The 12,523-nt window shown below is 45.1% G+C and carries 12 protein-coding genes and 1 pseudogene; 10 read left to right on the forward strand and 3 right to left on the reverse strand.

The window, feature by feature from the left end; translation table 11 throughout:
- Positions 1-179 precede the first annotated feature (179 nt).
- Complete coding sequence (locus tag V2H45_RS04165; protein ID WP_330482360.1) at positions 180-1,010, reverse strand: Rpn family recombination-promoting nuclease/putative transposase; 831 nt, start codon at positions 1,008-1,010, stop codon at positions 180-182.
- 205 nt (positions 1,011-1,215) lie between these two features.
- On the opposite strand from V2H45_RS04165, the gene V2H45_RS04170 reads away from it, so the two are divergent.
- The 4 genes from V2H45_RS04170 to V2H45_RS04185 all read left to right on the forward strand — a co-directional run bounded on the left by V2H45_RS04170 (position 1,216) and on the right by V2H45_RS04185 (position 5,108).
- Entirely contained in the window at positions 1,216-2,145 is a 930-nt protein-coding gene (locus tag V2H45_RS04170; protein ID WP_330482361.1) for a Uma2 family endonuclease, read from the forward strand.
- Between the two features lie 304 nt (positions 2,146-2,449).
- Complete coding sequence (gene hflX, locus V2H45_RS04175; protein WP_408648720.1) at positions 2,450-4,192, forward strand: GTPase HflX; 1,743 nt, start codon at positions 2,450-2,452, stop codon at positions 4,190-4,192.
- Between the two features lie 109 nt (positions 4,193-4,301).
- Positions 4,302-4,976, forward strand: a complete 675-nt coding sequence (locus V2H45_RS04180) for a DUF928 domain-containing protein (RefSeq protein WP_330482363.1) — start codon at positions 4,302-4,304, stop codon at positions 4,974-4,976.
- Between the two features lie 6 nt (positions 4,977-4,982).
- Positions 4,983-5,108: a hypothetical protein gene (locus V2H45_RS04185; protein WP_330482364.1), complete on the forward strand. Its 126-nt coding sequence runs from the start codon at positions 4,983-4,985 to the stop codon at positions 5,106-5,108.
- Positions 5,109-5,272: 164 nt separating this feature from the next.
- On the opposite strand, the gene V2H45_RS04190 is transcribed toward V2H45_RS04185, so the two are convergent.
- A complete protein-coding gene (locus V2H45_RS04190) occupies positions 5,273-6,439 on the reverse strand; it encodes an RNA-guided endonuclease InsQ/TnpB family protein (protein ID WP_330482365.1) in 1,167 nt (388 codons plus the stop codon).
- A gap of 161 nt (positions 6,440-6,600) precedes the next feature.
- On the opposite strand from V2H45_RS04190, the gene ychF reads away from it, so the two are divergent.
- From ychF to psbC, 3 genes are all read left to right on the forward strand, one after another.
- The gene (ychF, locus tag V2H45_RS04195) at positions 6,601-7,695 is read left to right on the forward strand and encodes a redox-regulated ATPase YchF (protein ID WP_330482366.1); all 1,095 of its coding nucleotides are present in this window, start codon (positions 6,601-6,603) and stop codon (positions 7,693-7,695) included.
- Positions 7,696-8,195: 500 nt separating this feature from the next.
- Positions 8,196-9,257, forward strand: a complete 1,062-nt coding sequence (psbD, locus tag V2H45_RS04200) for a photosystem II D2 protein (photosystem q(a) protein) (RefSeq protein ID WP_330482367.1) — start codon at positions 8,196-8,198, stop codon at positions 9,255-9,257.
- Between the two features lie 163 nt (positions 9,258-9,420).
- Positions 9,421-10,812 carry a photosystem II reaction center protein CP43 gene (gene psbC, locus V2H45_RS04205; RefSeq protein WP_330482368.1) on the forward strand — a complete coding sequence of 464 codons (1,392 nt, stop codon included), beginning with the start codon at positions 9,421-9,423 and terminating at the stop codon, positions 10,810-10,812.
- A 99-nt stretch (positions 10,813-10,911) separates the two neighbouring features.
- On the opposite strand, the gene V2H45_RS04210 is transcribed toward psbC, so the two are convergent.
- Entirely contained in the window at positions 10,912-11,211 is a 300-nt protein-coding gene (locus V2H45_RS04210; RefSeq protein WP_330482369.1) for a 30S ribosomal protein PSRP-3, read from the reverse strand.
- Positions 11,212-11,271: 60 nt separating this feature from the next.
- Here V2H45_RS04210 and V2H45_RS04215 point away from each other — a divergent pair, with 60 nt between their 5' ends.
- The 3 genes and pseudogenes from V2H45_RS04215 to V2H45_RS25525 all read left to right on the forward strand — a co-directional run.
- Positions 11,272-12,069, forward strand: a complete 798-nt coding sequence (locus V2H45_RS04215) for a TIGR01548 family HAD-type hydrolase (RefSeq protein WP_330482370.1) — start codon at positions 11,272-11,274, stop codon at positions 12,067-12,069.
- A gap of 51 nt (positions 12,070-12,120) precedes the next feature.
- On the forward strand, positions 12,121-12,360 hold the full coding sequence (locus tag V2H45_RS04220) for a type II toxin-antitoxin system Phd/YefM family antitoxin (RefSeq protein WP_330482371.1): 240 nt from the start codon (positions 12,121-12,123) through the stop codon (positions 12,358-12,360).
- Positions 12,357-12,461 (forward strand): annotated as a pseudogene (locus V2H45_RS25525) (type II toxin-antitoxin system VapC family toxin); the annotation flags it as partial. The gene V2H45_RS04220 and the pseudogene V2H45_RS25525, both read left to right, overlap by 4 nt.
- Between the last annotated feature and the right edge of the window lie 62 nt (positions 12,462-12,523).

Genomic DNA, 12,523 nt, shown 5'->3' on the forward strand with positions numbered 1-12,523 from the left:
TATCTCCTTTTCTCTCTCATTTTACATAAATATTTCTTCCGCGTAAGGTGAGTTATTTATAGAGATATAGAGAGCTTTAGAAGAACAGGCTCAAACTGACTCGGTGCGTTTTCGGTACATTCGTGGAATAAATCGCACCCTTTGCTAATACTCTGGGTGCAGTTCGATTGGCTTGACGATTAGAGTTTTGCAGAGTGCTTGGGTTTTGATGCCTTAGCTGGTTTGGTCTGTTGTATTGCCAGTTTTTGTAGTTTTTGGACTTGTTTGAGGGTTAGTCCTGTAACTTGAGCGATTAAATCGATGGCAATGTTGGAGCGCAGCATATTGAGGGCAATTTGGTTTCTTTCTTCCGCTTTGCCTTTAGCTAGACCTTTAGCTTCGCCTTCCTGCAAAATTTCCTGATAAATTACTGATTCCTTCATGATTTCGCTCCTCAGAAGTCTTTGGATGATTTCTTTATTTAGGGCTATGCCTGATATTATAGCGGTCGATGCGGCTAGGTGACTTTGTAACCGTTTATCTTGGATATTTTCAATTTGCCTTGCAACTTGTCGTAATGTTTCTTCGGGGTTGCTGGTTTGAGATAGCGTGGCAAAGGGAAATAGTCCTTGGTATTGCTGAAATATTGCGGTGGGCTGCTCCCATAATCTGATGACGCTAAATTCATGGTTTAGTTTGCCAATGTTAAATTGGGTCTCATGGACTAAGGGCGATCGGCTGGGGGTGAGATAGATGACGACTTGATGGATTTGTTTATCGGGGAACTTGCGATATAGCCGCAGTCGATAATCTGTCATGCGGAAGGGGATATTTTGATTTGGCTCGGTTTGGAACTCAATATGCAGAATGACTTCTGATGATTCGAGAAATATTACGGCATCGGCACGAATTGGCTCTACTGAGAGTTCGGAGGGTTCGAGTTTGGTTAGAATGATCGCTTCGCCGAGTAGCCAACTGGCAAAGTCGGTGGGGAAGGTTTCTGCTAAGAATTTACAGATGTTATCGATCATCGCGGAATTTTATCATCTCAAGGGCTTTTGAGAACGACTCAATCCATAGTTCAATAGCTCGCTCGCTAATTTGAGAGAATCGCTTGCAAATTTGTATGAAGATCTCTGGAACGATAGGCTGAGTTCAAAGTAGATTTATTGAGTACATTTCATTGCATGAATGCACCCTACACTACTACTGGAGTCGGCAAAGGAGGTTTATTTGATGCCAATATCTATTAGCTGTCAGTGTAGAAGGTCTTATACAATAAATGATGAGTTTGCAAGAGAAACAGTCAAATGTTCTAACTGTGGTGCAATTTTTCAGATCGGATTGCTTTATCTAGCCGAAGTAATTAAGAAGCGTTTTTCCTTTGGGGGTAAGACTGCACTTAAGTTACTTGCTTATCAGCAGTCTGCGCAAAATTGGCAAGCTCTACAAGGTGACGAAGTCATTCCAGCAAAGGAAGCCAATCGTTTTAGTCATGGCTCATTAGTCTTGGTTAGGTTGAATGACAGTAGACAAATTCAACAAATAGAGAATCAGACAGGACAAAAATTAGCACAAGTTTTAAGGCAATTTTCTCTTCGATACTCTCGTCTACTCAACAAATATCAAGCATCGGAGGAGGACGTTGAAGAGTGGAAAAAATCTTTAACTTTTTCAAGAAAGAGTATGAAGACAGGGCAACGTGGGGAAGTTGTCCGTTTTCTAACTCATCAATTTGAAGAAGCGTTTTCTAAGGCTGAAAAACCGTGGGTTGCATTACCTGGGTATGTGGGAGTACGTATTCGACAACGTCCTTTCTGGGATAACTATCGGATTCCCGCTATTACCATTTTACCACTCACGCAATGGAAAGCCTTGCACGAACTAGAAGCAATAATTGAATTGCACGAGCAACCTCCTACTTTAGTGGTTGAAGTGGTTAGTGATTCCACCGAAACAGACGATTGCTATAACTTAAGGGCATCAGCATGGGCACTACTTAAAATTCCAGAATGCTGGATCGTTAATCTACTCCAAAAGGAAGTTACTCTCTACATTTTGGAGGATCAAACTTACACGGTGATTACATATCAAGGAGATGAACTGGTTCAATCTTCCATCATGCCTTCACTTCATTTATCTGTCTCTCAAATCATGTCTGTTTGAGCAAAAATTAGGTGAGCAGAAATGGTTGACTTCATTGTTGAGTTCTAAGGAGTTATTGGCGATTCCTTTCAGGATGCGTCCTGCCGCAAAAACGAATAATTGTTAAGCGATCGGACTTAAATAGACTGGGGACAGATCGCCTTCAACTTTTGGACTTGCGATCGCATGGGTAAATTGGCACTCTTGTTTTCTTAATGGTTGTATTGGCACAAACTACTAGGTCAACGAATTAACCACCAAAATCCTGCAAGGTGACGGGATCATAAAGTAGGATCGTGATGTATAAATTTCGCGTGTAACCCATATCGAGACTATCTACGGAAACCTTCAAGGTCTGAAATCTAATCAGCTCAAGCAATTACAACGGCTGTATCGATCGCGTTTGCCCCAAAGCAGCTTTACTACACCAGAGTTTGCGCAACGCTTGGCAGCGATCAGTACTGAGATTAAACAGCCGATCTGTGCCTTTGCCAATCGGCGCGGGCAAGTCATTCGCATCGGATTAGGCACACCCAACCAAGCCAAAATTCCCCCATTAGAATTGCCGCGCTATGGCGACGAACGTCTATGCGGACTGCGCTGCATTTCAACCAGCCTCAAACGCGAGCCTCCTACTCTGGCTGATTTAACTGCGATGGCAATGCAACGGTTAGATACCTTGGTGGTGCTGACTTTAAACGAGTCGGGCTCGGGGCATGTCGATCGCGCCTACACCGCGCACCTGTTGCCCAATACCCACGCGGACACCGACCAAGCTTGGCAAGTATCGCCACCCATGAGTTTGGATGCGATCGCCAAGCAAGACTTTCTGGATTTGGTGATTGGGCTCGAAGAAGAATTTAAGCGTGAATTCGTCGCGCAGGTTGTTGAAGAAAGCCAAGATCGAGTGATCCTCGCAGGACTAGTAGAAGACAGGCCCAATAAGGATTCTAATCGCGTTTTGCCACCACCTCAGGTGTCTTTGCAAACGGGTAAGGCGATGCCCTACAGTTTGATGGAACTGAGTCAATTGGTTGAGAGTGCTGGGGGGGTTGTGTTGGATATGCTCTGGCAAAAGCGCGATCGCCCGCAACCCCAAACCGTTTTAGGTGAGGGCAAAGTACAGGAACTGGCGATCGCTGCCCAAACCCAACGCGCCAATCTGATCGTATTCGACCGAGAGCTATCCCCTTCCCAATCGCGAAATTTAGAGCGCCAGATCGGTGTGAGGGTGAGCGATCGCACGGAAGTCATTCTCGATATTTTTGCACAACGCGCCCAATCGGCGGCCGGAAAGCTACAAGTGGAGCTGGCGCAGTTGGAATATCGACTACCCAGACTTTCTGGGCGCGGTCAGGAATTTTCGCGACTTGGTGGTGGTATTGGCACGCGCGGTCCTGGGGAAACGAAATTAGAAAGCGATCGCCGCGTGATTCAAAAGCGAATTACCCATTTGCAGCAGCAGGTCAATCAACTTCAAGATCAAAGGGCAAGAGTGCGGCAACGGCGGATCGATCGGGAGGTTCCGACTGTAGCGATCGTGGGCTACACCAATGCGGGTAAATCCACTCTGTTAAATGCCCTGACCAAATCAGATGTGTTTGCGGCGAATAAACTGTTTGCTACTCTCGATCCCACCACCCGCCGCCTCAATTTATCTGTGGAAGATCCCAAAGATAGCGAACAGGAGCGCAAGTCCTGCATGGTGCTGATGACAGATACCGTGGGCTTCATTCACGAGTTGCCACCTTCTTTAATGGATGCCTTTCGTGCCACCCTCGAAGAGGTTACGGAAGCCGATGCCCTCTTGCATGTCGTCGATGCTTCCCATCCTGCTTGGGAGGCTCAGGTTGCGGCGGTCGATCGCATTCTCAAAGAAATGCCGATTACGGTGGGGCCAACCCTGATGGTCTTTAATAAAACCGATCGCGTTTCTGATGCCGATCTAATGGAGATTGAGGCAAAATATCCTGATGCGATCTTGATTTCTGCAATCCATCGCCAAGGACTCGATATGCTTTGCCAAGCGATCGTGCCTTTGGTACGGTATGCAGTGGGCGAATTTTAGTAGTTCTCAATCCTTCTTTTGAGGAATTTAGCTTAGTTACTCGAGTTTTTGGGCATACTTAATTTATTACGCTTTGCACTCGCTTTCCTAAAATTAAGCCATTGCGGTTATGATTCAGCCTCAGCTATTTACCAAGTATTTGAAACGTAGCTTGGTTGCGATCGCTCCCTGCATGACTTTTTTGCTAAGCATTTCTATTACTTCTTCACCCGTTTTAGCTGAAACTCCCACATCCCCATTTGGCCTTGGCTTAGAGGGCATTAGTAGGACTGGAGGGGCACTGCGTTGTCCAACAACAATAATTGGTAATTCGATCGCTCCTGAAGATGGAGGACGAACGCTTTCTTCACGCCCAACATTTTATTTGTATGCTGAAAATCTGGTAGGTTCCCAAGAAAAACCTTTTCGAGCAATCTTTTTTTTGCGCAATGGAATCAGTGGGAAGATAGCTTATCGAGTAGTTGCGAGGTCAAAAAAATCAGGACTACTTAAATTTACTTTGCCCGATAATGCGCCAGCCTTAGAAGCTGGTGAAGATATGCGGTGGCATGTACGTATCCTATTTCCTCGTGGCGACGATATTCAAGATACTGACATTATGAGTGTTAATGCTTTTGTGCGTTTAGAGCAGAATGAAGCATTAGAACAAGCGATTCACGAAGCTAATTCTAATTTAGAAAAAGCCAGAGTCTACGCACGTTATTACTATTGGTATGACGCTTTCGATGCCTACACTCAGTGGCTGGAGGCAAATCCCGCCGATCTCATTGCTATGCAAGAGTGATCGAGAATGATGATTTACGCCCAAGTTGCCACAACTCCTACAAAACTCAAATGTGCTCTTTTGACTGATATTCCGATCGATCGCATTGAGTCCCAAAAATCTGAATCCTTACAATTATCTCCGAGATTTTAGATTCTCAGGTAAATTGAGGGTTTTAGCCCGATCGCTTACGTCACGGTTGACATACTCACCGAGCTAAAGCAACGGTGATTCTTATTCGTAGTTCACAGAAGTCTGCTTGCTATATCAGGGTATCCATCAATAGTAGAGGCAGTTTTCTCCCCACGCTTTCCCTCTTACGAGGCGGATTCTTCTTGCCCAGAAGTACCGTTTTGTTGCCACTCTACCCCTAGCATTTTCATACCTTTCTTGAGGATATTGATTGCAGCATTTGTATCGCGGCAAATTTCTATCCCACATTTAGGACATGAATGAGTCCTAGTGCTGAGTGACTTTTTCACTCGATAGCCACAGTTAGAGCAATCTTGAGACGTATAGCTAGGCGATACAGCCACAACTGCTTTATCCCAAATCTTTCCGTAGTAGTCCAGCCATTGAGTGAATTGATACCAACTAGCATCGGAAATTGACTTAGCCAAATGATGATTCTTCACCATGTTGGCAATCTTTAGATCCTCATAGACAACCACATCGTTAGAGTGGACTACGCACCGAGCTTGCTTAATTGCCCAGTCTTTACGCTGTCTTTGGACTTTTAGATGGACTTTACCAAGTCTTTTTCTTTGCTTGTGATAGTTCTTTGATTGGGGTTTAGCACCCTTGACAAACTTCTTACTTAATCGTCTCTGAGCCTTTTTTAATCTACGCTCAGACTTTCTTAGAAATTGAGGATAGACAACAGCGTTATCGTTTTGATCTTTGGTGAAATACTTCAACCCAAGATCTAACCCAACAACTTCACCCGTATACTCCCCTTCTTCCTTACGAGTAGCATCAAAGCAGAATTGGGCATAATAGCCATCTGCTCTGCGAACTACTCGTACACGGTTAATCTTCAATGCATGAAGATCTTCCCTCGTTTCATGGTTGCAGAACAAAGCTAGGGTTCCAATCTCAAAGCCATCGGTGAAGGTTATGCTCATACAATCTTCAGACAACTTCCAGCCAGAAACCTTGTACTCTACTGAGCGACAATGTTTTTTAAACGTTGGAAAACCCTTCTTTTTCTCACCCTTCTTACATCGGGCATAGAAGCTAGAAATTGCAGCCCAAGCCCGTTCCGCACTTGCTTGTCTTGCCGCAGAATTTAACTTTTTCGCAAAAGGAAACTCTATGGCTAAGTCTTTGCATAGTGAGTACAAAACAGCCTTACTAGCACCTCGATTATCCATCCAAAAACGCACTGCTTTGTTTCTAATAAACTGCGCTGTGCGGATGGCTTCATCAATAGCTCCGTACTGTTCTGCTGTCCCGTGGTTTAGCTTGGCTTCTCTTACTAGCATCTTACTATTGTATTTTATCTGGGAAATGTTTAGATAAAATACTAAGGTGGCAATATAAAGCCGTCCTTTAGCAACGCGGAGGACGGGGCTTTTACCCATTATTTTGGTAAAAGTTGTGACACAATTTAATGCGGATATATAAAAGATTTCTAGGATAAATAATGCTCAAAGCTGGGATTGTGGGTTTGCCAAATGTGGGAAAGTCCACTTTGTTTAATGCCTTAGTTGCCAATGCCAAAGCCGAGGCTGCCAACTTTCCCTTTTGTACGATTGAGCCTAATGTCGGTACGGTTACAGTACCTGACGAACGGCTAGAGGTATTGGCAAAGGTTGGTAACTCTGCCCAAATCGTGCCAACCCGTATGGAGTTTGTCGATATTGCGGGTTTGGTCAAAGGCGCAAGCAAAGGCGAAGGTCTGGGCAATCAATTTTTGGCAAATATTCGGACTTGCAACGCGATCGCCCATGTTGTACGTTGTTTTGAAGATGAGAATATTTTGCATGTCGAGAACAGCATCGATCCCGTTCGAGACATTGAGATTATTAACTTAGAACTAGCACTCTCCGATCTGGCGCAAGTCGATCGCCGCATCGATCGCAGCCGCAAAGGCGCAAGAGCAGGCGATGCCGATGCAAAATTAGAGCTAGCCACCCTAGAGAAAGTGCGGGAAGCTCTCGATTTAGGTAAACCAGCCCGTTCGCTTGACTTGAGTGATGAGGAATTAGGAGCGATCGAATTTTTGCAACTGCTGACGCTCAAACCCACCATTTATGCGGCGAATGTTTCTGAGTCCGATCTAGCGACGGGCAATGCTTTTGTCGAGCGCGTGCGGGCGATCGCCGAAGCTGAAAAAGCCGAGGTGATTATTGTGTCTGCCCAAGTTGAGTCCGAGTTAGTCGAGTTATCTGCCGAAGAGCGCCAAGACTTTTTAGAATCGCTAGGCGTAAGTGAAGGTGGACTTAAATCCCTAATCCGTGCCACCTATCATTTGCTGGGCTTACGCACCTACTTCACGGTTGGGCCCAAGGAAGCCAGAGCTTGGACAATTCATGCGGGAATGAGTGCCCCACAGGCAGCGGGCGTGATTCACTCCGATTTTGAACGGGCATTTATTCGGGCTGAAACCGTGGCTTTTGATGACCTCGTGGCAACGGGCTCCATGACCGCAGCCAAGGAAAAAGGCTTAGTGCGCAGTGAGGGTAAAGAGTACATTGTCAAGGAAGGGGATGTCATCCTGTTTAGAACCAGTGCATAGGAGCGATCGCCCCTTGAGGGGCAAAGCATTTGCGGCAACATTAATTCTGCTTTTGAGACAAACTTGCCAGCGTGAAGGCTTCGCTCTCATTTTGGGGTTTAAGCGATCGCAAACTGCAGGTTTACCTGCATAATTAATGTTAGATAGAAGTCATAAAAGCGCATAGTTATCTAAACTTTTGATGGCTTATGTTAAGCATTGTTTTACGCTAAGTAAAAATACCTATTCTAGTCTTCTATCCCATTCCGATGAGTATATTTACTCAGTTAGCGAGATGACTAGAACTTGCTTTACGTCAACCATTCAGGCGATAATTACTTTTTCGAGTTTAATGATTTCTTTATATTTTAAATTCTCGGTTTAGAGCGCCTAAAGCCTCGTAAGAATGAAGAATATGCATCGATTCAGGGTGAATCTTCGTCTAGGGGATCAAACTGTAAAGATGTGTTAAGCTTATTCAAAATCCATACAAAACTTATACGTATAGAGGGATTTAATTTATGACCATTGCTATCGGGAGATCGCAACAGGTCGAAAGAGGATGGTTTGATGTCCTTGACGACTGGCTGAAGCGCGATCGTTTTGTATTTGTAGGTTGGAGCGGTATCTTACTGTTCCCTACCGCATTTTTAGCTGTTGGTGGCTGGATGACGGGCACCACTTTTGTATCTTCTTGGTATACCCATGGTCTAGCTTCTAGCTACCTTGAAGGTGCTAACTTTTTGACCGTAGCTGTTTCCACACCTTCGCTCAGTATGGGTCACTCCCTACTACTGCTCTGGGGACCTGAAGCCCAAGGTGACTTTACCCGTTGGTGCCAAATCGGTGGTCTATGGACATTTGTGGCTCTACACGGCGCTTTTGGTCTGATTGGCTTCATGCTCCGTCAGTTTGAAATTGCTCGTCTAGTTGGTATTCGTCCTTATAATGCGATCGCATTCTCTGGTCCTATCGCCGTATTTGTTTCCGTATTCTTGATGTACCCTCTAGGACAATCTGGTTGGTTCTTTGCTCCTACCTTTGGTGTAGCAGGGATCTTCCGTTTCATCCTATTTTTGCAAGGTTTCCACAACTGGACGCTTAACCCCTTCCACATGATGGGCGTTGCAGGTATTCTCGGTGGTGCTCTACTCAGTGCTATTCACGGTGCAACTGTTGAAAACACTTTGTATCAAGATGACGACGGTTCAACGACCTTCAAAGCATTTAACCCTACCCAAGCTGAAGAAACCTACTCCATGGTTACGGCTAACCGTTTCTGGAGCCAAATCTTTGGGATTGCCTTCTCTAACAAGCGTTGGTTGCACTTCTTTATGCTGTTCGTTCCAGTTACTGGACTATGGTTCTGTAGCGTTGGTATCGTTGGTCTAGCACTCAACCTACGTGCCTATGACTTTGTATCTCAAGAAGTTCGTGCCGCAGAAGATCCTGAGTTTGAGACTTTCTACACCAAAAACCTCCTGTTAAATGAAGGTATTCGTGCTTGGATGGCTCCTCAAGATCAGCCTGCTGAAAACTTCATCTTCCCAGAAGAAGTTCTACCCCGTGGTAATGCTCTGTAATTTGAGCTACACCACTCAGCTATCAGCGATCGGCTTAAGGACTAGTTTTAGATTATGATTCTTATCTAAGGATAAATCTCAAATCGTAAAGCTAGCGGCTGACAACTGGTAGCTGATCTCTTTAATCACTGAACAATAAATAAGTTTTTGGAGAAATTCCCTCGTGACGACGACAATTAACTTCAACTCGTTGGGGGTTGGTGGACGAACTCAAGATACTTCAGGCTTTGCTTGGTGGTCTGGAAACTCACGCCTAATCAACCTGTCAGGCAAGCTATTGGGTGCTCATGTTGCCCATGCTGGTCTGATTGTGTTTTGGGCTGGAGCTATGACCCTATTTGAGGTTGCCCACTTTGTACCCGAAAAGCCTTTGTACGAACAAGGCTTTATTTTATTGCCTCACCTTGCGACTCAAGGCTGGGGCGTTGGTCCTGCTGGCGAAATTGTGGATATTTTCCCCTATTTCGTCGTTGGCGTTCTACATATTATTTCCTCGGCAGTTTTAGGCCTTGGTGGCATCTATCACGCAATTCGCGGACCTGAAGTACTTGAAAATTACTCCACATTCTTTGGTTACGACTGGAAAGACAAGAACAAGATGACAACCATCTTGGGTATTCACCTAATCCTTTTGGGAATTGGTGCTTTTCTACTCGTAATCAAGGCAATGTCCTTTGGTGGTCTTTATGATACTTGGGCACCTGGTGGTGGCGATGTTCGGGTTATCACAAATCCTACGCTTAACCCCATGATCATTTTTGGCTATGTACTCGGTTCGCCTTTTGGTGGTTCGGGCAACATTGTTGGGGTTAACAATCTAGAAGATGTTGTTGGTGGACATATCTGGGTTGGGCTGATCTGCATTTCTGGTGGTATCTGGCATATTGTTACCAAGCCTTTTGGCTGGGCGAGACGTGCTTTGGTATGGTCTGGTGAAGCCTATCTTTCCTATAGCTTGGGTGCTTTGTGCATCATGGCATTTATTGCGACTAACTTTGTTTGGTTTAATAACACAGTCTATCCCAGTGAATTCTATGGTCCTACAGGTCCTGAAGCCTCACAAGCTCAAGCTTTTACCTTTATCGTGCGCGACCAAAAGCTAGGTGCTAACATCGGTACTTCTCAAGGTCCTACAGGGTTAGGTAAGTACTTGATGAGATCGCCTACTGGCGAAATCATTCTAGGTGGTGAAACCATGCGCTTCTGGGATTTTCGCGGTCCTTGGCTAGAGCCTCTTCGCGGTCCTAACGGCTTGGATATTGACAAAATGAAGAATGATATTCAGCCTTGGCAAACCCGCCGCGCTGCTGAATATATGACACATGCTCCTTTGGGTTCTCTAAACTCAGTCGGTGGCGTTATCACAGAAATCAATGCTGTGAACTTTGTATCTCCTCGCTCTTGGTTGGCAACTTCTCACTTCGTTCTTGCCTTTATGTTCCTCGTCGGTCACCTATGGCATGCAGGACGCGCTCGTGCTGCTGTGGCTGGCTTTGAAAAGGGCATTGGTCGTGAGACTGAACCTGTGTTGAGTATGCCAGACCTTGATAAGTAATTGCTTTTATAGCAACCCTATCTCTATTTCTGACTGAAAAATAAAATCCCCTGAAAATAAACTTCAGGGGATTTTTAATGCTTATGCTCTTGGTTTAGTTTAGTTGCTACCCGTAAATACGACATCAGGGAACTTTGCCTGAGCTTCAGTCATAGGGCGATTTCTGCCTTCCTCTTGCCAGTAATTAATTACTTCGGTAGCTTTGTTAAGAATTTCAATTCTTTCTTGATCGGCAATCCAAGGCTTGCCTTCCATCTCGGTTTTAAGCTGATCCCAAGCATCGTCTCTGGGCCAGAAAAAATACTTGGTAAGAGGACTATTGCCCTTACCAACTACTTGGTCAACTGCTAAAGCTACATTATTCTCTAACCATAGAATTTTTAGAATAAACTGGGACAAACTTCCTTTCCTCCGTAGAAATTTACGTTACATACTTAATTAGCGATCTTAGACTCTAACATGATAGACCTGTCAAAAGTTGCCTTGGTTCTTGATATTGATGGCGTAATTAGAGATGTCGCTGGCTCTTATCGTCGTGCCTTGGCAGATACAGTCGAGCATTTTACCCACCAAGCCTATCGTCCTACCCCCCAACAGATTGATGATTTAAAGGCAGAAGGCGTTTGGAATAATGACTGGGAGGCAGCTCAGGAGTTGACTCGTCGTTACTTTGCCACTGAAGGTAAAGGCGGGGAGGTGGTTAGTTATGAAGCGATCGTCCAGTTTTTTCAAAGCCGCTATCGTGGGGACGATCCCGTACATTGGAACGGCTATATTTCCCAAGAGCCCCTGATTGCCACACCTGAATATTTTCAGACCTTGACAACGGCAAAAGTTGCTTGGGGATTTTTTAGCGGTGCAACTCAAGGCTCGGCATCCTATGTTTTGCGCCGACTAGAGATTCAAAATCCCGTGCTGGTGGCGATGGAGGATGCCCCAGGTAAGCCCGACCCCACAGGTTTATTTATGGCGATCGCTCGCCTTGAGTCGCGCTTTGACAAGCTAGATTTAGTGATTTATGCGGGTGATACGGTCGCAGATATGATCACTATCCAAAAAGCTCGCGAGATCGCGACTAACGGTCAAAATTTTATGGCTGTAGGTGTCATTCCACCCCACGTTCAGGATCGGCAGCGACAAGCCTATACCGATTTGTTAAAAGCTCACGGAGCCGATCTGGTTTTAGAAAATATTTTGGCTCTGACGCCCGAAGCGATCGCTCAACTTCTAGCTGAGACTATACGACCCATCATCTAGAATGTAAGTGGGATGGTGTCTTATCCTTTGAGCTTAGACTGAGGCTTTTTTATGTTAACTGTCACGGTGGATGAAATTCAGCAAGATCCTTCAAAATATTTGCGTCAAGTGGAGGCAGGCAAAACATTTGTAATACTTCGAGCAGATAAGGCGATCGCTGAACTAAGACCTCTCTCGTCGAACGGAAAGCAGCTACGACCATTCGGCTTGTGTGCTGGCGAGTTCACTGTCCCTGATGATTTTGACGAATCTCTACCAGAAGAGATTTTGAGTGCCTTCGAGGGTAAATGAAAATTCTGCTTGATACACATATCTTTCTTTGGTTTATCAGTGGCGATCGTCGATTGCCAGCAGATATTCAAAATGCAATTCGTAACATAGATAATGAGGTTTAGTAAGTTAGCAATTGCCACAGTCGATACAGCAATTCGTGCATACTCAGTCAGTCTCATCT

Source organism: Tumidithrix elongata BACA0141 (assembly GCF_036349135.1).
Taxonomy (GTDB): domain Bacteria; phylum Cyanobacteriota; class Cyanobacteriia; order Pseudanabaenales; family Pseudanabaenaceae; genus Tumidithrix; species Tumidithrix elongata.